The 17,948-nt window shown below is 62.3% G+C and carries 16 protein-coding genes; 14 read left to right on the top strand and 2 right to left on the bottom strand.

Annotation, left to right across the window (positions count from 1 at the left end):
• Positions 1 to 257: 257 nt before the first annotated feature.
• The gene (locus tag HWX36_RS33610) at positions 258 to 746 is read right to left on the bottom strand and encodes a hypothetical protein (RefSeq protein WP_244136593.1); all 489 of its coding nucleotides are present in this window, start codon (positions 744 to 746) and stop codon (positions 258 to 260) included.
• 597 nt (positions 747 to 1,343) lie between these two features.
• Here HWX36_RS33610 and HWX36_RS33605 point away from each other — a divergent pair.
• From HWX36_RS33605 to HWX36_RS33540, 14 genes are read left to right on the top strand one after another with little or no spacing between them, the layout of a single operon-like run.
• Positions 1,344 to 2,060, top strand: coding sequence for a type IV secretion system protein (locus HWX36_RS33605; RefSeq protein WP_175958067.1), 717 nt, complete (start codon positions 1,344 to 1,346; stop codon positions 2,058 to 2,060).
• Entirely contained in the window at positions 2,057 to 2,932 is an 876-nt protein-coding gene (locus tag HWX36_RS33600) for a TrbG/VirB9 family P-type conjugative transfer protein (protein ID WP_175958066.1), read from the top strand. Before HWX36_RS33605 ends, HWX36_RS33600 begins: the two co-directional genes overlap by 4 nt.
• Positions 2,933 to 2,939: 7 nt before the next feature.
• Positions 2,940 to 4,214 (top strand): TrbI/VirB10 family protein, encoded by a 1,275-nt coding sequence (locus HWX36_RS33595; protein ID WP_175958065.1) that lies wholly within the window; start codon positions 2,940 to 2,942, stop codon positions 4,212 to 4,214.
• Positions 4,211 to 5,017, top strand: coding sequence for a transglycosylase SLT domain-containing protein (locus HWX36_RS33590; protein WP_175958064.1), 807 nt, complete (start codon positions 4,211 to 4,213; stop codon positions 5,015 to 5,017). Before HWX36_RS33595 ends, HWX36_RS33590 begins: the two co-directional genes overlap by 4 nt.
• Complete coding sequence (locus HWX36_RS33585; protein WP_175958063.1) at positions 5,014 to 6,279, top strand: TrbG/VirB9 family P-type conjugative transfer protein; 1,266 nt, start codon at positions 5,014 to 5,016, stop codon at positions 6,277 to 6,279. The genes HWX36_RS33590 and HWX36_RS33585 overlap by 4 nt, the downstream gene beginning before the upstream one ends.
• Positions 6,276 to 6,701 (top strand): lytic transglycosylase domain-containing protein, encoded by a 426-nt coding sequence (locus HWX36_RS33580; RefSeq protein WP_175958062.1) that lies wholly within the window; start codon positions 6,276 to 6,278, stop codon positions 6,699 to 6,701. The genes HWX36_RS33585 and HWX36_RS33580 overlap by 4 nt, the downstream gene beginning before the upstream one ends.
• 2 nt (positions 6,702 to 6,703) lie before the next feature.
• Positions 6,704 to 7,252: a toxin co-regulated pilus biosynthesis Q family protein gene (locus HWX36_RS33575; RefSeq protein ID WP_175958061.1), complete on the top strand. Its 549-nt coding sequence runs from the start codon at positions 6,704 to 6,706 to the stop codon at positions 7,250 to 7,252.
• Positions 7,253 to 7,257: 5 nt separating this feature from the next.
• Positions 7,258 to 8,862, top strand: coding sequence for a type II secretory pathway protein (locus tag HWX36_RS33570; RefSeq protein WP_175719063.1), 1,605 nt, complete (start codon positions 7,258 to 7,260; stop codon positions 8,860 to 8,862).
• Positions 8,863 to 8,866: 4 nt separating this feature from the next.
• On the top strand, positions 8,867 to 10,195 hold the full coding sequence (locus tag HWX36_RS33565) for a hypothetical protein (RefSeq protein ID WP_175958060.1): 1,329 nt from the start codon (positions 8,867 to 8,869) through the stop codon (positions 10,193 to 10,195).
• Positions 10,182 to 10,760, top strand: coding sequence for a hypothetical protein (locus HWX36_RS33560; protein WP_175958059.1), 579 nt, complete (start codon positions 10,182 to 10,184; stop codon positions 10,758 to 10,760). Before HWX36_RS33565 ends, HWX36_RS33560 begins: the two co-directional genes overlap by 14 nt.
• A complete protein-coding gene (locus tag HWX36_RS33555) occupies positions 10,757 to 13,069 on the top strand; it encodes an ATPase, T2SS/T4P/T4SS family (RefSeq protein ID WP_175958058.1) in 2,313 nt (770 codons plus the stop codon). The genes HWX36_RS33560 and HWX36_RS33555 overlap by 4 nt, the downstream gene beginning before the upstream one ends.
• On the top strand, positions 13,066 to 14,196 hold the full coding sequence (locus HWX36_RS33550; protein WP_175958057.1) for a type II secretion system protein: 1,131 nt from the start codon (positions 13,066 to 13,068) through the stop codon (positions 14,194 to 14,196). Before HWX36_RS33555 ends, HWX36_RS33550 begins: the two co-directional genes overlap by 4 nt.
• Positions 14,197 to 14,209: 13 nt before the next feature.
• A complete protein-coding gene (locus HWX36_RS33545; protein WP_175958056.1) occupies positions 14,210 to 14,806 on the top strand; it encodes a type 4 pilus major pilin in 597 nt (198 codons plus the stop codon).
• 9 nt (positions 14,807 to 14,815) lie between these two features.
• Positions 14,816 to 16,018 carry a hypothetical protein gene (locus HWX36_RS33540; RefSeq protein ID WP_175958055.1) on the top strand — a complete coding sequence of 401 codons (1,203 nt, stop codon included), beginning with the start codon at positions 14,816 to 14,818 and terminating at the stop codon, positions 16,016 to 16,018.
• A gap of 855 nt (positions 16,019 to 16,873) precedes the next feature.
• Here the strand turns inward: HWX36_RS33540 and HWX36_RS33535 are convergent.
• Positions 16,874 to 17,896: a CAP domain-containing protein gene (locus HWX36_RS33535; protein WP_175958054.1), complete on the bottom strand. Its 1,023-nt coding sequence runs from the start codon at positions 17,894 to 17,896 to the stop codon at positions 16,874 to 16,876.
• Positions 17,897 to 17,948: the final 52 nt, after the last annotated feature.

Below are 17,948 nucleotides of genomic sequence, written 5' to 3'. Positions count from 1 at the left end.
TCTATAATTCGGAGCTGCATTGGTTGGTGATCCAACGTGCATTGGAGAGCGGCCCAACAATCGAACCAGTCCAGGCTCACTTGCTCGAGCCGGTGAAGGTTCGCGAGACGATTAGGTTTGCACAAGCGCCCGGCGCGCTCGGGTTGCGACGCAGCACACGTGAGGTCTGGTGTTACAACCAATCGAAATTCAGGGCGCTTCCCATCACATATGCAAGCAGTGACGCAAGCGCCGCTCCGGTGGCAGTAAGCTCGCCGTCACTTCGTTCGTAAGATGGCGTTGAAGAGCTGCGCGATGTTCGGAACGTCGCGAAGAATCGATTGCAGCCTGGCGGACTCAATGATGAGATGAGTCCTATTTTCCGACACCGATATCGTGACCTCGTTCGCAAGCGGAGGAGCACCTGTCAGCAACGCGTGTTCGATCTCCGGAATCGACAATCCGCGGGGCAGTCGACGGGCGCGTTCAGACACCGTATGAATGCCCAACTGCGTGACGAGAAAGTCAAACCGTTCTGCTAATGAAAACGTGATCTGAGTATCGCCACCAGCGGCGTCTACGAGATCGGCGGGAAGGCGAGCTGCAGTCATGCAACGGGAAATGTTCGATGTAGATACCGCAAGACCTGCCGCCATCGCGGCCTGGTTCGGCCAGAGGCCACGTCGGAGCATCGCCGCGTAGAACTCGCCCGTCCGAACGATTGACGCCCCGTTTGCCCGCATCTGTCGATGGAGCGTCATCGCCATGTGTTTGTTGGTAACTTCATACGCGGGGAGATTCTCGGCTATCGGTGTCATTTCTCTGATGTCTGGACGGAAGAAAGCCGCCTCGATGCGGTGTCAATGGATTTCCATGCCCGGATCGGAAGTGGCGTGAGAATTAACCTTCTGTTTCGCAAGAATCGATAAAATTCGCTATGGATCGAGGGAAATTGTTGCTATTTTTGCAAAATGCCCCTCAACCGGTTGTGGGGGGGATGCAGTCATACCGGTGCCGGTGAAACCATCGTGACGCAACGTAAACCGTTGTTTCTGCGAGCTATCCGTGCGACATCGCATCCGAGCTGGACTATTGAAGCGGGGGATTGGCAGCATGCAATCTATGCAAGCTGTCTTCGCGTCTTACCGAGACACGATAGCTGCAAAACATATCCACGTTCAGTCCAAAAGCTCACGAATTTCATAGGGCTTTTTGCCGTACACCCCTCAACCGGTTGAGCGCAATCGCACCGATGGCCAGCGTTTCCTCGCGTCGCGAAAAGGGCCCCGAAATGACGGCTCTTTTCCCACGTGTCGTTGTCACCTCGGCTGTTCCAATTGATCCGTCCCAATTGGAACTCCGTGATGCGATTTTCCAGACTCTTCCCCCGCAACAAGAAGCAGGTCGCCCTGTCGCCGGCGCCCGGCCACTACTCGAACGACGATCCCGAAAAGATCATCTTCGATCAGGGGACGCGTCTGCGCGTCGAAGCCAATCACTGGAAGACCTTCTGCTTCATCCTCGCGATCGTCGCTGGTGGTGCCGTCTACACCCGGCAGCCGCCGCCCTCGGTGGTGAAGGCCTATGGTGTTTCATCGGACGCCGGCGGCAATCCGTTAGTCAAGCAACTGGCCGCCTACAACCCCGATGATCAGGCGAAGCGCACGGCAATCAAAGAGGACGTCGAGCACTGGTTCACGATCGAGCCCGTCCTGACCGATGACATCCGCACGTCCCGGCTCGCCAAGAACATCAACTCGGTCAAGGCCAAGATGGTGGCCAACGCGAAAAACCAATTCGCGGCGTGGATCAGCGACGACAAGCCATTCGACCAGATCACCACCAACCCGAAGCTGGTCCGCGAGCCTAAGGTCACGAATGTGTCACTGCTTGACGACTCGACGGCGGTCGTCGAGTTCACGACCTCGACGCGGCAATCGCCGGGCGACAAGTCAGCAGACATCCGCTTCGCCTTGACGGTTCGCTACCAGATCATTCCCCCGACGGCGGAAGACGTGCTGGGCACGAACCCGTATGGCCTCTATTACCCGTTCTTCACTCTGCAGAAAACCGGCGCATGAAACGACCACGCTTCTTTCTGACCTGGGTCGCGCTCGCGTCGATCGCAGCGTCGGCCAATGCGTTCGCCGCGAAGAACGCCGCGAACCCTATCGCGCCGATCCCGAACTTCGATGTCGGCAGCATCATCGGCGACGCAATGAGTCCGGTGAACCCGTACAACTCCGGCGCCGACCCCATCACGATGCCGGGCGACGCGCGCATGGCCGTGTTCTCGTACAGCCGCGACAAGATCTACCGTGTGATGACCGCGCCCCTGAAGCTCACGACGATCGAGTTGGAACGAGGGGAGACGCTGATCAGTGAGCCGGCGATGGGAGACTCGGTGCAGTGGGTCCTCGATACCGATGGCGCAAATCACGTCTACGTGAAGCCGACCAAACCGGGCCTCGTCAACACGTTGCACCTGAGCACCAACAAGCGCGAGTACGAGCTGACGCTAGTCTCGTCACCGCTGGGCGGCTTGTTCTACCAGAACGTGCGTTTCAACTATCCGAATTCGCTGATGGCGAAGGTACGTGCGCGCGGGGCCGCGACCGGCGACGATCAGGATGCTGACCATGGTTCCCAATCGGATTCCGGGCCGATTGGTGTATCGCCTGACAAGCTCAACTTCGAGTACACCGTCTCTGGTACGAGCTCGCTCAAGCCCGAGACGGTCTTCGACGACGGCACGTTCATCTGGATTCGGATGCCGCCGCGTACACCATTCGCGGTACCGACCATCAAGGACGGCGGCGACGTCGTCAGCCCGAACTTCATCCGCCGCGGCCCATACATCGTCATCCAGCGACTGGCCGACGAGGTGAAGCTCACCCGACCGGGCGAGGAAGTCACGATTACGCGCGGCCGTCGCGGCCTGTTTGGATTCTGAGGTCGGTATGGCGAAGCACACCGATCCGACCAGCCCGGAAGAGAAAGCGTTGTTCAAGGGCAAGGTGCCGCGCAACGTCATGATTGCCGTCGGCTCAATTGCCGCTTTGGCAATCGGCGCGTTGGGGTTCTACACGCAGACCGTTGAAGCCAATAAGGCCGAGGCCGATGCGTTGAAGGCGAAGCGCGAACGAGCGGCCGAAGCGGTCGACAAGAGCAATGGCAACAAGGCCGACGTCGACAAGATCATCGAAGAGCAACAGGCTGAAGCTCGTCGACGCGCAGCTGAAGCCGCTGCCGCCGCCAGCGCTGCAGCAGCGGCAAACGCGAAGAAGCCCACGCTCTCGGCTGATGCGGTGTTGCCGAGCGCCAGCACCGCGGAACTCAAAGCCGCGAACGACCAGGACAGTATCTACGTCTCGCCGATCTTCCGTGCCGGCGTCAAGGTTAAGGAAAGTCAGCCTCAGCAGCCGCAACTGCCGAACGGCATCATCTCGCCGCAACAGATGCTGCTGCAGCAGGCGGCCGCACAAGATGCTGCGATGAAAGACGCGACGGCGCAGGCCGCGCTGGCTTCGCGCGGCGGGCAGGTCGCTGGTCCCATGACCACGCAACAGCGCGATAACGCGTTCTTGCACGACGTCGCGAAGATCAGCGAAGGCGACAAAGATTTCCCGCGATCGGGCTTCGTTGGCCAGTCGACGGGCTGTACGTTGTCGCCGCCGGCGAAGATTCCCGTCCTCTCAAACGAGGAGCTCAACTCGGATCGCCCCGGCACTGCATCGCTGACTGTCGAGACCGATGTGTACGCGAACAACGGCGATGGCCGGTGCCTGGTGATTCCGTGGGGCACCACGATCGTCGCGCCGTACAGCTCGGACATTGAGCCGGGGCAGGAGTCGATTCTTGTCGCTGGCGCAGAAATGCGGCTGCCGAACGGCAAGCACGTGCCGCTGTATGGCGCGCAAGGGGCGGATGGCAACGGTGCGGCCGGATTCAGCGGTCACGTGAACAACCACTTCTGGAAGATCTATTCGACATCTTTCCTGACCGCCATTCTGGTGAAGAAATTCTCCGGCGGCGACCAGAGCACAACGACGGGCCCGCTTGGCGTCACCCAAGTTGGCAGCACGGGCGGCCAGATCGCCGCGCAAACGGCGCAGTCGGTGCTCGACCGTTACAAAAACATCCCCCCGACCATCAATTCGTCGCCGGGCGAGCGTCACTTCATGCTCAAGATCAATCGCGACATGGTGCTCGAACCGTATCGGGGGCCGCGATGATCAAGCAGGTGGTTTTCGCTGCCGCGATGGCATTGGCGAGCACATGTGCCGAGTCGGCCGTGATCGCGCAGGTGATCAGCCCGGTGAGTGTCGTCATTCAAGACGGACAAACGCGTCAGGTCGCGATGTTGCCCGGCAAGCCGGTCTATTACTGCGGTCTCGACGCGTTCGTCCAATGGGCGTCGCCCCTGATCGGGCAGGCCGTGCGCAGCTCCCCTAGCACGGGTGTCACCGTATCGATCGACGGCCGCGATGTCGCGCTAGACGATCTCTTCATTGAGCGTGGCTGGCTGCAGCCGCTTGTCCTCGACGACGGTGCGCAGGCCGCGCTCGCTGAGCGACGGGGCGGTTGGGCATGCTCGCGCGCGGTCGTGCCGTTCGAGCTGCTGCACACGAATGTCGATCCGAAGATTCTCGCCGGGATCGCGCTGAACGAATCGAACTACCGCGGCCGCGCATGGCCTTGGACGCTGAACGTCGCGGGCCAGGGCTACTTCTTCAAGTCGCGCGAGGAAGCCTATAAGGCGATCGAGCTGCTGCTTGCGCGCGAGCGCTGCAATTTTGACGTGGGTCTGATGCAGGTGAACTGGTGCTACCACGGCAGGCGCTTCGCGTCGGCCTGGGATGCGCTCGCGCCGGCGACGAACGTCGCGGTGGCAGAAGCGATCCTCACCGAAAACTTCGCGCGCACTGACTCGGTCGCGAAGGCCGTCGCCTATTACCACAGCGCGAACCCCAATCCCGGTCGCTCGTACCTCGCACGGTTCGTCCGACACCTTTCCATGATCGAGGCAGGACTGTGAAGCACACGACCAAGACTCTCGCGTGCGCCGCGTTGGCGATCGTGTGCGGGGCCGCGTCGGCGGCAAATACCGATCCGTTCGATTTCGACTACGACATCCTCGGCGGCATTTCCGAACGGCCGGCGCTCATCTTCAACGACGGCGAGAAGACCTACATCCAGCCGCGCGCCGGCCAGATCATCGTCGCCGAGGGCGGCCATACCGAAGGCCCGTACGTGGTCGTCGAGGGCACGCCGTCATCGATTACCTACAAGGTCGGCGCCCACTCGGCAACGGCCCGCTGGAAGAAGGCGAATACGTTCATCGGCGGCAGCGGCGCACTGGCTGCAATGAAGGACGACCAACCGGCTGGCTTTGATGGCTTCACCAACCGCCTCGTAATGATCGGCACGCGCTCCGCGCTTGCCCCTGTTCGCGCGCTTCACGCGTCGATGACGGTCGGCGGCTTCGTCAAGGCGCTCGTCCCGCAGGGCTGGACGGGATCGGCTCAGAAGGACGTCGACCTGACGACGCCGGAGCAGTTCGGCACGCGTGACGGCGAGAACTGGATGCAGGCGCTCGATCGTCTGATGACGCAAACCGGGCTGTATGCCGACGTTGATTTCGGTGCGCGCCACGTGCGCCTGCATCGTGATGCGCCCAAGTCCGCGGCCTTGAACTACGCGTCGTCGAGTCGCGACGCCGATGAGGCCGGGTTGAACAGCGTTGTCGCGCGCGTCACGGCAGAACCGCCGCCGGTGTCGCGGTTGGCTGAACGATTCGGCGCACAGGCGATCCGGGACGGCGATGACACGCACATGCAGATTCGCTTCGCGGCGAAGCCGGCGAATGCCGTCACGTTCAAGACGCCGGAAGGGAAGGACCTGCGCACCAGTTGGGACGAGGTAAAGAGCGTGATGACGATCGATCGCGCAGAGCGTTTCATCGTGGCTGACGCGACGAACCGCGTCGAGGTGACGCGCGACGCGAAGACGGTCTACGACTTCGATCAGCCGAATCCGGCCAAGCTCGAGGCCGTTTTCGATCGGGAGGGCCGCACGTACTTCAAGTTCGCGGAATCGGTCGTCCGGGTCGGCGTGACGGATGCACGGAACCTCGGCATCGGCGAGCAGAAGGGCCGCTACTTCATGTTCGAGGGGACGTCGGACCTATTTACCGTGACGGCCGACGGCAACACGATCCACGTCAAGCGCCGCAAGGAAGTCGTCTATCGCGAAACGCCGGACACAACGCTGCAGGCGAGCGGAGGGCCGACGTCGTGAAGCATCTCGTATCGATCGTCGCCGCCGCGATCGCGGTCACCGCGTTGCCGGCCCGCGCTGACTGCCTCGATGACGCGGCCACGTTTCATCGCGTGAATCCGCGGCTGCTGCGTGTGATCGCGCAACACGAGTCGGGCATGCGGCCCACCGCCGTGAATCGGAACTCGAACGGCAGCGAGGACATCGGCCTCATGCAGATCAACACGTCATGGCTGCCGACGCTGGCGCGCTATGGCATCCGGCGCGAGCACCTCTTCAACGGCTGCGTCAGCGCCTACGTCGGAGCGTGGATTCTCGCGTCGAACGTGCGCCGCTTTGGTCCGAACTGGAAGGCGGTGGGCGCCTACAACGCGGTCACCCCATCCAAGCAGCTCGTCTACGCCAGCGCGATCTATCGCCGCTTTATGCAACAGGGTCGGTAACCATGCAGAAGACACATTCGAATCAGGCGCGTGTTCGCGCGATCGTGGCAGCGACGCTGGCCGTCTTGTCCGTTGCAGCGCACGCCGTGACCGATCCGGCCGCGAAATCCATCGACGCCGACGGATGGCAAGTGCTCGCCTCGACGCCGAAGGCGCCTCAGGCGGCGACAGATAGCCCGAAGCAGGCTCAGTTGCTGCCGGCGTCTGCGAGCTCGAGCGCAGGGGCGTCGCAGACCGACGTTGCTGCGGTCGTGTTGCCGGGTGCCAGTGCGCCAGGCACAAGCGGCACGCTGACATTCTCGGTGACGCCGGCGGACGTGAATTTGCGCGACGCGCTCGACCGGTGGCTGCAGCAGCAGGGCTGGCAACTGGCGTGGAAGATCGACGACGACCTGCCGCTCGAATTCAACGCGTCCTTCACGGGCGACTTCACCTCCGTGCTGCAGCAGGTGATGAAGGCGACGAACCATATGCGGACGCCGACGCGCGCGTGCCGCCACTCGAACAACGTCATCCGCGTGATCGCACGCGCGGGCAATTGCCAGGATTGAGAACCATGCGTGTTCACCTTTTGAAATCCACGGTCGCGATTGCGGCCGCGTTGATGGCCGCAGGCTGCGCCGTGACACAGCAGGACGTCAACGACAGCTACGACGCCGCTCACCGCACGATCTCGGACGCGCTTGGTAAAGGGCCTGCTCCGATGGCGCTGGTCGAGGACGTGCCCACCGCGTTCCTGGGTGACCGGCTGGTACCGCTCGCCTACGAGGCGACGCTGCCCGCCGTGTTCCGCGACAAGACGGTCACGTTGCCCGCGAACCTCGGCATCAAGCAGATCGCCACGCTGATTTCGACGGCGACGGGCTATCCGGTGCACCTGAGCCCGGACGTGTTCGTGCCGCGCGACTCGCTGGTACCTGGCCAAACCGAGTCGAAAGGGCAGAACAACGCCGCGCGTACCGAAGAGCCGATCTACCGCCAGGCGTTTTCCGGCAAGACCGGGATGTACATGCGGAACATGACGACCGACCTGGGTCTCGACTGGTCGTTCGACGGCAGCACGATCAACGTGAATCGGTTCGTCACCCGCATGTACCAGATCGCCGCGATCCCGGGCAAGGTGTCGATCAAGTCGACGATGAGTAAGGGGATGGACACGTCGACCGGCAATCAGTCGGGTAGCGGCGGTGGCGGTAGCTCCGGCGGCAACACCGGGTCGTTCTCGGCGCAGACGTCGACCGGTCGCGAAGGCGATTTCGATCAGATTGCGGCGATCACGGCGGAGATCGACAAGCTGAAATCGCCGATGGGCCGTGTGAGCGTGAACCCGCAGAGTCGGCTGGTGATGGTGTACGACACCAAGGAAGCAGCTGACAACATCGGGAAGCTGCTCAAACACGAGAACGCGATCTCCACGCGTCAGGTGGCGATCACGGTTCGCACGCTCCAGATCGCATTGAACAACGGCAGTCAGGCTGGGATGAATGCCGACGTCGTGTTTAACGCGATGCATGCGGGCCTTGCGCGCTACGCAATCAGTTTCACGTCCCCGACTTCGCTTGCGACCGGTGGCGGCTCGGTCGGCGTGTCGGTGTTACGCCCGGACGCGCCGTTTTCAGGCACAAACGCGGTCGTGAACGCGCTGAACCAATACGGTCGCACGGTGCAGGACAACACAATGACCAAGATGACCCTCAATGGGTTGCCGGTCTCGATCGCATCGTTCAAGAGCGATGACTACCTGCGATCGACGACGCCATCGTCCGGCTCCCTGACGGCCACGTCCGGTGGCGTGCCGGGGCTAACGCCGGGAACCATCACGACGGGCGACTTCGTGAATGTGCTGCCGGCGGTGAACGATCACAACCAGATCGTGCTCGCGTACTGGGCGGACAGTTCGAAGCTCAACGGTCCGTTCACGAGCGCGGGTGCTGGCTCCGGCCAGACCCAGCAACAGATCCAGCTGGCGCATACGGTCGGCACGAAGGACGACCAGACGATCGCACTGTCGGACGGCCAGACGGTGGTGTTGTATGGCGCGATCACCGATCAAGCCGACAGCACGACGAATGCGGGCCTCGCCGGCCTCACCGGCCGCTGGAACAAGTCGAAGACGTTCCAGGTGATCATGCTGAAGGCGACGGTCGTTCCGTCGATGTGACGCCATGATGCATATCACGGAACCTCTGCCGACCGACAAGCGTTCACGCTTGGTGTTCGGCATCGACTGGCGGGCTTACCCGGTGAAGGGCGGGAGCGCTGAGCGCCGGCGCTATACCGACGCGTTCAATGCGACGCACTACGTCGAGTTCAAGGTCGGCACCGAGCTGATCGGCGGCTTCGCCGAGCCGGACATGTCGGAGATAAAAGGCGCACGCCTGTATTCGGGCGCAGCGCGCGTTGCGCTCCACGAACGGATCAAGAGCCGACCAGCAGCGCTTGTGCTGCTGCAGGACGGCATGCGTGTCTACCTGGTCTTCGTCGTGCGCGGTGCGGTCCGCAGTGACGAGGTGCTCACGCCCGAATCGACGCAGGCGCGTCGCCTCGCGATCGAACAGGAGTGTCTGAAAGGCAACCTGGAGCTTGTGACGCTCGGCTCGGGCGATCGGATCGGCGATGTCGACGAGCCGTTTCAAGCGAGCGAGCTGCTGGCGAACCGGAAGACCGGGCGTCTGCGCCGGCCACCCATTTCGTTGCCGACCGTTATTCCGGTACTCGTCGTCGTGGTGGGTGCCTTCTTCGGTGGGCCCAAGATCGCGGACATGCTGTCGCCGCCGCCGCCCCCTCCGCGGGCGCCGACCTTCGCCGAACAGTACGCCGGCGCTGTTCGCGACGTGTTCGCCCGTATGCAACCGCGAGCGTCCGAGCTGGCGCCGGCGTTGCTTGCTGCCGTCGGCGGAAAGGAAACGGTGATCAAGGGCTGGCTGTTTCAGGAGGCGAACTGTTCGTCGTCGGGGTTCTGCACGATGACGTTTCGCCGGAACGGCGGCACCTTCGCCGGGTTCGATCAGGCCGCGACGGCAGATATGCGCCCGCTGAGCTTCGCGCGTGACGGCCGCACGTTGACTTCGCGCGGGCCCGCCGTTCCGAAAGCCGCTTCCCTGATGGAGAGCGAATCGAAAAGCTGGCCCCCTGAGCAGACTTTCATCGACATGCTGCAGACGCCTCCACAGCGCATGTCGGTCCAGCCCCTCGAGCTTCGTGCCTACGGCTACACGGTCAGCCTCGGCGAGGCGCGCCCCCTTATCGCCACGCCAGGCGCGGGGGAGGGGGCGCGTGTCGGACGCCTACTCAAGCAGGGCGACTGGACGATCCAAGGGTTCCGTTGGCAGTCGCCGCTGCTCGCCAAGCTGCCGCCCAACATGGCGCTCGAATCCTTGAAGGTCGAGCTGCGCCTCAATGAGGGCGCAGCACCAACCACCGACAAGGAAACGGGCGACTCGCCGTACGGCGTCCACTTCACTGCGAAGGGCAAATACTATGTCTTTGATTAAGCACGCACTCATCGCGGCGGGCGTTGGTATCGCCGTGTCCGCGCATGCCGATCCGGTCGGCGCCAAGCTCTCGATCGACGATATCGATCAACTGGCCCGCGCGAGCGTTGTTCGAAGTTTGGGCGGGGGCGCGAGCGCGCCCGGTATGTTGCCGCCCGGCGCGATGTCGCAGCCGCAACCGGGCATTGCTGCGAGCGGCGTCGCAACCGAGACAGCCTCGAAGCCGGTCGAGAAGCCGATTCGTTTGCCGCGCGTCCATGCAGAGCCGGTGGCCTTCCTCGGGGCATTCAACGACGAAGCCGGCGGACACGTCCTGTATTCCTACCGCGACGCGATCTACCCGGCCCGCGTTGGCGCGACGCTGCTCAACGGTTGGAGCGTCAAGGGCGTCGACGGATATGCAGTGACGGTGGCAGAGGGTAAGCGCACATGGAAGGAGCCGATTCGGGGCGCCGCGCCGATGCAGTCGCCGGCGACGACCGCTATTCGTTCGCTCGTGGATCTGGGCTCGCCATTGCCCGCAGGAGCGCCGCTGCCCGGCATCCCGCTCGGAGGTGCGCAATGAGCTTCTTCGCGGAAGTGGAACCGCAGGAACCCGCGAAGCGCGGGCTGCTCGGCCGGCTCAAGGCGTTCAAGGCAGGCTTTACCGATAGCTCGCCGTCGTCGATGCCGATCGTTGGGCGGGAGCCGGTCGACGGTGGCGATGCCGCGTTCTCGGTCGAAGCGAATGGCGTCCGTGAGCCGCACTTCAAGTCGACGAGCAAGCCGGTGAATCCCCGGCAAGCCAGCCAGGGCCAGCCGATGACGATGGCCATGAAGCTGCGTCAAGCGCAGGAAGAAGCCGAGGACGTCGCGGTGATCGACGAAGGCCTCAATCCGGATCGGAAATTTGCCCCGGCCGGTGGAGCGTCTGACCAGCCCTCGTCGGAGGCGACAAGTGACATCGGTGCGCCGGCCGGGCCGGAAGCGTCGATCCCGATGGCTGATGTGCGCATGAATGCAGCGCCCGCAGCGGAACCCGATGCAGAGGTAGGGGCCGAGCAGGCGACCGACCCGGTGGGAGGTTTCGCACGCGCGCCCGAACCGGTTGAACCTGCGGAGGCGGATACCAGGCCGAACGGCGAGGCGGCTTCGTCGTGGGCATCGGGTTATGACGTCCCGCCTACCGTCCGGCGCATCGGCACGGATGTAATTGAGACGCCGGAGATCGCGATTGAGAGTGGTCGGCCACGTCTCGTCCATGCTGAGTCGCTCAGCTTCAAGCGTGTGTTGTGCCAGCGCGGTGAGCATGCGGCGCTCACGGTGACGGACGCGGCCCGCCGCGAGTTCATTGCGGTCGAGCTGCAGGCCGGGATCTCTATCGTGGTGGCCACCCCGCGGTTCCACGAGAGCCAGCTGTACGCGACCTATCTGAAGGACCTCGCACACGCGGATATTTCCGTCCATGAGGAAATGGTCGGCGACGAGGAGGTGATCGCTGCGCTTTACGGCAAGGAGAAGCAGCGTGCATCCGATTTCGTGCCCGAGGCCTCGCGGGCGATCGGTGCATTTCGCGATGTCGTCGACGCTGCGACGGCTTATGAAGCGGGTGACGTTCACTGGGAATACCGCGAACACACGGAAAACGTCGAGCTGCGGTTGCGTGTCGATGGTGAGCTGTATTCGTACCGGAAGATGCCGAAGGCAATGGTGCGGCGTGCGTTGTCGGCGGCCTATCAGGATCTGGTTCAGCGAAACACGAATTCTGGCGAGACGTTCCAGCCGACGGCGCCGCAGTCGGCGATGATCCCGCTCGTTGTGAATTCCAATATCGTCAATATCCGTTGGCAGAGCACGCCGCTCGTTGGCGGGTTCGATGTCGCGCTCCGGCTGCTCGACGGCAACTTCAAAAAGGTGAAGGTACTGCTGCCGCACGAGATGGGGCTGGAAGCAAGCCAGCTCGAAATCCTCGACAGCCTTGGCAAGGTGACGGGCGGGGCGACCTTCCTGACTGGCGAGACAGGTTCCGCAAAGACGACGCTGCTGCGTGCGATGTCCTATCTCGTGCCGAACCGCGATCGCATCAAGCAGTTCGCCGTGAACGAACCGTCTGAAGTGCCGGCGCCGTGGCTATCGGATATCTCGATCCAACGGCGTCCCGGTGAAACCGACGAGGACGCGAACCGGAAGATCGTCGAGGTGATTCGCACACTGATGCGAATGGACCCTGACGACCTGACGATCGGTGAAGTGCGCGACTCGGTGCTGGCAGGCTTGGTCGCCGAGCTTTCGCTGACCGGGCATCCGGTCCGAGCGACCCTGCACGGCAACGGCATTCTCGGTGCGGTGATGCGTCTGGTCGGCGGCCGGCTGAAGTTGCCGATGGACGAGGTGGCGTCGGGCAGCTTCCTGAATGCGGTCGGTAACCAGAAGCTGATTCCGAAGCTCTGCCCTCATTGCAAGCGGCCGGCGCGCGACGTGCTCTCGCCCGCGCAGATCGCGACGCTCGAGCGCAAGTTCGGGCTCGACACGTCGACCATGGCGTGCCGTGACGAAGATGGCTGCGTACATTGCCGCCGTCCGGGGCTGTTCACCCGCGACGGCAAGGTAGCCGCTGGCATCAAAGGGCAGACCCTCGCGATGGAACTGTACCGGCCGACGCCGGAGTTCCTCGCGCGTGTCGCTGTCCGTGACTGGAGTGGTGCGGAGCAGGTATGGCGGACGAGTCGAAAGACGGATTTCGCGAACGCCGACATGACGGGTAAGACTGTCTACGAGCATGCGTTGTACAAGGCGTCGCAAGGACTGATCGATCCTCGGTTCATTGACGAATCGATGTGCGCATTCGATGCATACCGGGTGGCTCCCGATGCCGATGGGGTGATTGCGTCGTGATCAAGTCATTCTTCTACGCCCTCTTCAGGATGCTTCCGGTGACGGAGCGCCTGCGTGTTTCGACCTGGCGGTTCAAGGCGAGCCGCGCGATGTTCTATCGCGAAACACGGCTCGACGTCGCGAAGAAGGGGCTGCGCAACAGCGAGACGCTGCTCGAGCGGTTGGACACGCTCGCGGAGCGCCATCGAAAGCGGAAAAACTTCTCGTGGCTGGCCTTCCAGAAAATCGCGCAGCGCATGCGCGCTGGGGACGACTTCGCGACCGCGATCAGGTCGTTTATCCCGAACGACGAATTCGTGCTTCTTGAACTGGCAGGTCAATCGCCGCGAGACGACGCGGCGATTCGCGGTCTAGAGCTCGCTGAGATGGCGGCACACGCGAAAGGTGTGCTGTCCGCGACAACGTCGATGCAGATGGCGTATCCGGCCTTCCTTATTGTCTATCTCTACGCATTCTGTGTGTTGTTCGGATCGGAGATTCTGCCTGCAACGTTGGACGTGCTACCGCTCGAAAAGTGGTCCGCGTTCGGGAAGTTCATCTACGCATTCGATACGTTCTGCGCCGAATACTGGTGGCTCACAAGCTCTGTCGTCGCTGGGTTAATTCTCGGCTATTTCCAAACGCTGAAGTATTGGACGGGCGAACTAAGGAATCGAGTCGATGCGATGCCGCTCATGTGGCGCAATCGACGCGACCTTCGGGCCGCCTTGTTGATCGTTTCACTGGCCGGCCTATTCGATTCTGGGCTGACATTGCGCGCTGCGCTGGACAAACTCGCGAAATCGGCGGATCCGTGGATGCGTTGGCACCTCCGCCAGATGAGTGCGCGACTGACGGCGAATCCAGATAAGTCGATGCATGCGCTCGACACTGGGATCTTCTCGGAAACGACGATCGACATCCTGACCGATGCGGCCGCGCGAGACCAGTTCGTCGAGTCAATCAAGGATCTCGGTCAGAACTCTCTCTCGCGTGTCGTCGAGGTCGTGCGCCGCAACGCGAAGATTACCCACTACCTACTCCTCGGCGGGGCGGTGCTGATGTTCATCGTTTTCGGTGTGGGGTCGTACTTTGCAACAGGCGCTGTCGCATTCGACGGGACCTCTATCTCTGTCAATCAAAACTAACAGGAGTCATCGCATGAAACCGATCAAGAAGCCACTGGCGACAAAGCGCCGATACTTCATCGGAAAAAGTCGTCGCAAGCAAAAGGGGGAGCTGTCGCTGGTTGAGGCCGCGGGCGTAATGGCTGCGGGGGCGCTTATCGCGCTTCTCGTTTACATGGGGCGCCCCTACGTTATGGATCGTATCCACGCATCGGAATTCAAGAGCGAAGCTCAGTACTTCCGAAGTGGTATTCAGGATGCGACAGCCGGTGAAATCGACTACGCGGGGGTATCGATGCTCTCGCTCACGCAAGGCTTGGCATTCAGCACGGCGGGCCGCCGTCTGAACAAAACGTCAGGAACGCTGACGGGAATCTTCGGGGGGGCCGTTACTGCTGCCCCAGCCACGGTGATTGCGACGAACGATGCTATCGCGTTGACCTACCCGGTCCCCACATCGGTATGCACGCTTTCGGCCGAGGCGGTTTCGCGAACATACACGCAAGTCAAAGTGAACAACACGACGATTAAGGGACCGTCGACGGACTTCAGTTCGGGAACTGCGGCAACGGCATGCGCGTCGGCCGGCGCCACTGCGAGCATCGTCATGTACGCGACCAAGGATAACTAAGGATCCCCGATGCTCAGCATTGTTGAAGCCGTGATCGTGCTGGTCGCTGCTGCGCTTATGACGGTCCAAGGCATCCAGCGCGACGTCGAAAAGCGTCGGCAGGACGTGCTGAGCGCCGAGGGGAAGAACCAGGCGGTGATCAATGCCGCGCTGTCGATGTGGGTGACGGACAAGTACGGGACGTTGGTGGGGCAGATGGTCGGGGGAAAGTCCACGCCCATCACACCACCGACGTTCGCCGAACTGCGCGCAGGCAAATATCTGAAGGCGGACTATGCTGCCGGACCATTCTGGGGTGGCAGCTACATGATTCAGATGAGCGCCGGTCCGGACGACTGTGCGACCGGCACGACGTCGTGCCAGGTGAGCTACGTCCTTTATTCCTCGAAGCCGGTGACCAGGCTCGGTCAACCGGACGTCGCCGGTGCCGGCATTGTGGCTCAGGCGGCCGGGAATGGATTCGGGTTTTCGACGACGCAGAACTCGGCGATCGTTCGCGGGCTCAACGGTGCGTGGACGGCCAACAATCCGGTGCCCGGCGCGCCTGCGGCCGTCGTGATGGCGACGAACGGCCCGTCATCGGACGGAAACTCGGTGTTCATCCGACGTGACGGCTCACTGAAGTGGACGGGTAGTCAGGACGTCAATGGCGTGGACCTGCACAACGTAGGCAACATCGACGCGACCGGGGCGATCGCGGCGCCAACGCTTGCCGCGTCGAATGTCGCGGTCAGCAACGCGGTGCGCACACCGGGAACTCTGGTCGTGCAGACTGCGGACGGATCCGCGCCTGCTCCGATCTCGACCGGCGACAGCACTGTGAACGGCCAGCTGCAGGTGACGCAGACGATCACGCCGGGCGCGATTGCAACGCCGCGCGCTTGGTGCCCGTTAAATGGCGCGATTGCGCAAAATAGCGACCGGCGTGGACAGGTGTTGTCCTGTCAGGACCACGCATGGTTACCGATCGGTGGGCCGGCTCTACGGCACGGTTACTTCATGGTTCAGAACGGATGGGGCGTTCCTGCGCCGAACTGTGCGACGGGTGGGACGCCGCAGATCGTCTTCAGTCCGGTGAGCTTCTACGTGAATCCGACTGCGACGGTCAATGTCTCGGCATCGGGCAGTGGTCCGTGGACCGTGTTCATTACTGACGGCAACGGAAGCGGGATCAGCGGTACTGCCGTCGTCGAGACCTATTGTTCGTACTGAGGGAGAGGCAAGTGAAAAGCTGGATGAAGTGGGGTATGGCTGTGCTGTTGTTGATCGGGGCGAGCGGCGCACGTGCGGACGGATCGTGCCAGCCGGGGTTCGGTCTACGATCGTATCCGTTTTACGACAAAGCCGGGACGTACATCGGAATGCGACAGGCCTGTGCACCGATCCCATGTACGCCGGGATATCAGGATTCGACGTGCGCGGTTCCGCTTCGCAACGGCGCGATCCCGCAGCCCCAGTGCCAAACCGGCGCAGGGTGGACGACGGTGGCTGCGTCGGTCTGGCAAGGGTCGAGATGGTCGGACCCGCAGTGCAATTTTCAACCCTCTCCATCGTGTCCTTCCGGGTTCGACATGCTCTCGCCGCCAACTTGGAATGGCCAGTCTTGGAGCGCTCCGGCGTGTGCGGCACCGCTGCCACCAGCTCCGGTGATCGATCCAAATCAGGTCTGTACGGCGGTAGTGAGCACCTATAGGATGAGCGATGAGGATAAGAGGATTTTTTATTCAATTGACCAACAAATAACGAAAGACGCACCGTTCAGAGTCAAAGGACCGTGGATAGACTGGAGCACCGCTCCTGGCGTCAACCCAAACTACCCGTACGGTGGCGGATTCACCCGAGATAAGTACGCGGTTTTCAACGCCCCAATGACCGGCCCGTGGTACAACAAGCAGCTCGCGTGCCGTCAGCAGAACGTCTGGGATGGGTTCTGTTATGTGAATCGGTCGACAGGCGGGGTCGATAAATTCTGGGTCAATACCACCGGTGCAGGCAACGGCCAATGCAGCCACTAGGCTCAGCATAAAAAAAGAGGACCGGCTGGTCCTCTTTTTGTCTGTGCGGGGCTTAACCTGCAGCGCTTCCAGTCGTGAACGTGAAGCTTCGGCTAAACGGTTGCCCGTTCACGCTGCCAGTGAGAGTTGCGGTGTACTGGGTACTCGGCGACAACGGCGACGCCGAGTATGCGACCGCCGCGTTTTGAGGAACGAGTTTGTTCGGATCGCTCGAAGCGTTCAGAACTTGAAGTGCGATTTGTCCAGATCCGCTTGTAAGAACAGCCGTCGAAAGCGAAATGGTGTCGGTGATGTTGCCAACGACGGTAATCGGCGTTCCCCACATGCCGCTCACGTTGGGAGGTGTCGGCGTCTCGCCGCGCGATGCATATGGAACACCAGTTACGCCTTGGCACGGAAACGTCAGCGGCGACGAGGCGAGCTGAACGGTCGACGTGTTCCGGAGGGAGATCGTCTGCCACGCGGTCGTGACGTTTGTTCCCTGTACCACGGATTGGGTTTCATACTCGCCGAAACCAGCCAATTCCGTCGGATACATCACGGCGCTCAGGTGATATACGCCCGCCACCAGCGAATTCACGAAGCCCGTGCCCGCAATACTTTGCGAGAATCCATTGGACGTGACCGCAAAGCCGCCCGAGACGCCTGCACCGATCGCGTTGGACGGGAAACCGAAGTGGGTTGCACGGTCAGCATAGGTGGCGCCGGTGAACCCTTGATTGCCGCTCACCTCCGAGTCGGTGACACCGTTGTTCAGCCCCATATACTGAGCGTGTGCCTGAGAGGCTTGGTCAAGCACGGTGTTCTGCTTGAGCGCCGGGAAGCCACATTGCGTCCGGTATTGGTTCAGCAGGGTCAGCGCGGCGAGCTGGGCGCTGCCGGCCGGATACTGGGCGCTGTCGACCGTGCCCGGTACGGTCGTCGACGGGGTGCCAGGGTTGGACGGGTTCGGGTTGTTACCGCCCGTCGAACCGGTGTTCGTGCTGCCGCCGTCGCCACCACCGCCGCAGGCCGCGAGGGTCAGTGCGGCCGCAACCGATAGGGCGGATAGGCTGATGGTCGTGAGCTTCTTCATTGCGTTGTTATCCTCGTCTTGTTGTTGGGTGCGCCGATTGCGAACCCTTGAT

It is taken from the genome of Burkholderia sp. BCC0405 (genome assembly GCF_902833075.1).
Lineage (GTDB): Bacteria > Pseudomonadota > Gammaproteobacteria > Burkholderiales > Burkholderiaceae > Burkholderia.
This window is presented reverse-complemented; position numbering and strand designations above follow the sequence as displayed.

Coding starts and splice junctions, on each gene's coding strand:
- HWX36_RS33610 (WP_244136593.1), bottom strand. CDS start 746: ATGGCGATGACGCTCCATCGACAGATGCGGGCAAACGGGGCGTCAATC.
- HWX36_RS33605 (WP_175958067.1), top strand. CDS start 1,344: ATGCGATTTTCCAGACTCTTCCCCCGCAACAAGAAGCAGGTCGCCCTG.
- HWX36_RS33600 (WP_175958066.1), top strand. CDS start 2,057: ATGAAACGACCACGCTTCTTTCTGACCTGGGTCGCGCTCGCGTCGATC.
- HWX36_RS33595 (WP_175958065.1), top strand. CDS start 2,940: ATGGCGAAGCACACCGATCCGACCAGCCCGGAAGAGAAAGCGTTGTTC.
- HWX36_RS33590 (WP_175958064.1), top strand. CDS start 4,211: ATGATCAAGCAGGTGGTTTTCGCTGCCGCGATGGCATTGGCGAGCACA.
- HWX36_RS33575 (WP_175958061.1), top strand. CDS start 6,704: ATGCAGAAGACACATTCGAATCAGGCGCGTGTTCGCGCGATCGTGGCA.
- HWX36_RS33570 (WP_175719063.1), top strand. CDS start 7,258: ATGCGTGTTCACCTTTTGAAATCCACGGTCGCGATTGCGGCCGCGTTG.
- HWX36_RS33565 (WP_175958060.1), top strand. CDS start 8,867: ATGATGCATATCACGGAACCTCTGCCGACCGACAAGCGTTCACGCTTG.
- HWX36_RS33560 (WP_175958059.1), top strand. CDS start 10,182: ATGTCTTTGATTAAGCACGCACTCATCGCGGCGGGCGTTGGTATCGCC.
- HWX36_RS33555 (WP_175958058.1), top strand. CDS start 10,757: ATGAGCTTCTTCGCGGAAGTGGAACCGCAGGAACCCGCGAAGCGCGGG.
- HWX36_RS33545 (WP_175958056.1), top strand. CDS start 14,210: ATGAAACCGATCAAGAAGCCACTGGCGACAAAGCGCCGATACTTCATC.
- HWX36_RS33540 (WP_175958055.1), top strand. CDS start 14,816: ATGCTCAGCATTGTTGAAGCCGTGATCGTGCTGGTCGCTGCTGCGCTT.
- HWX36_RS33535 (WP_175958054.1), bottom strand. CDS start 17,896: ATGAAGAAGCTCACGACCATCAGCCTATCCGCCCTATCGGTTGCGGCC.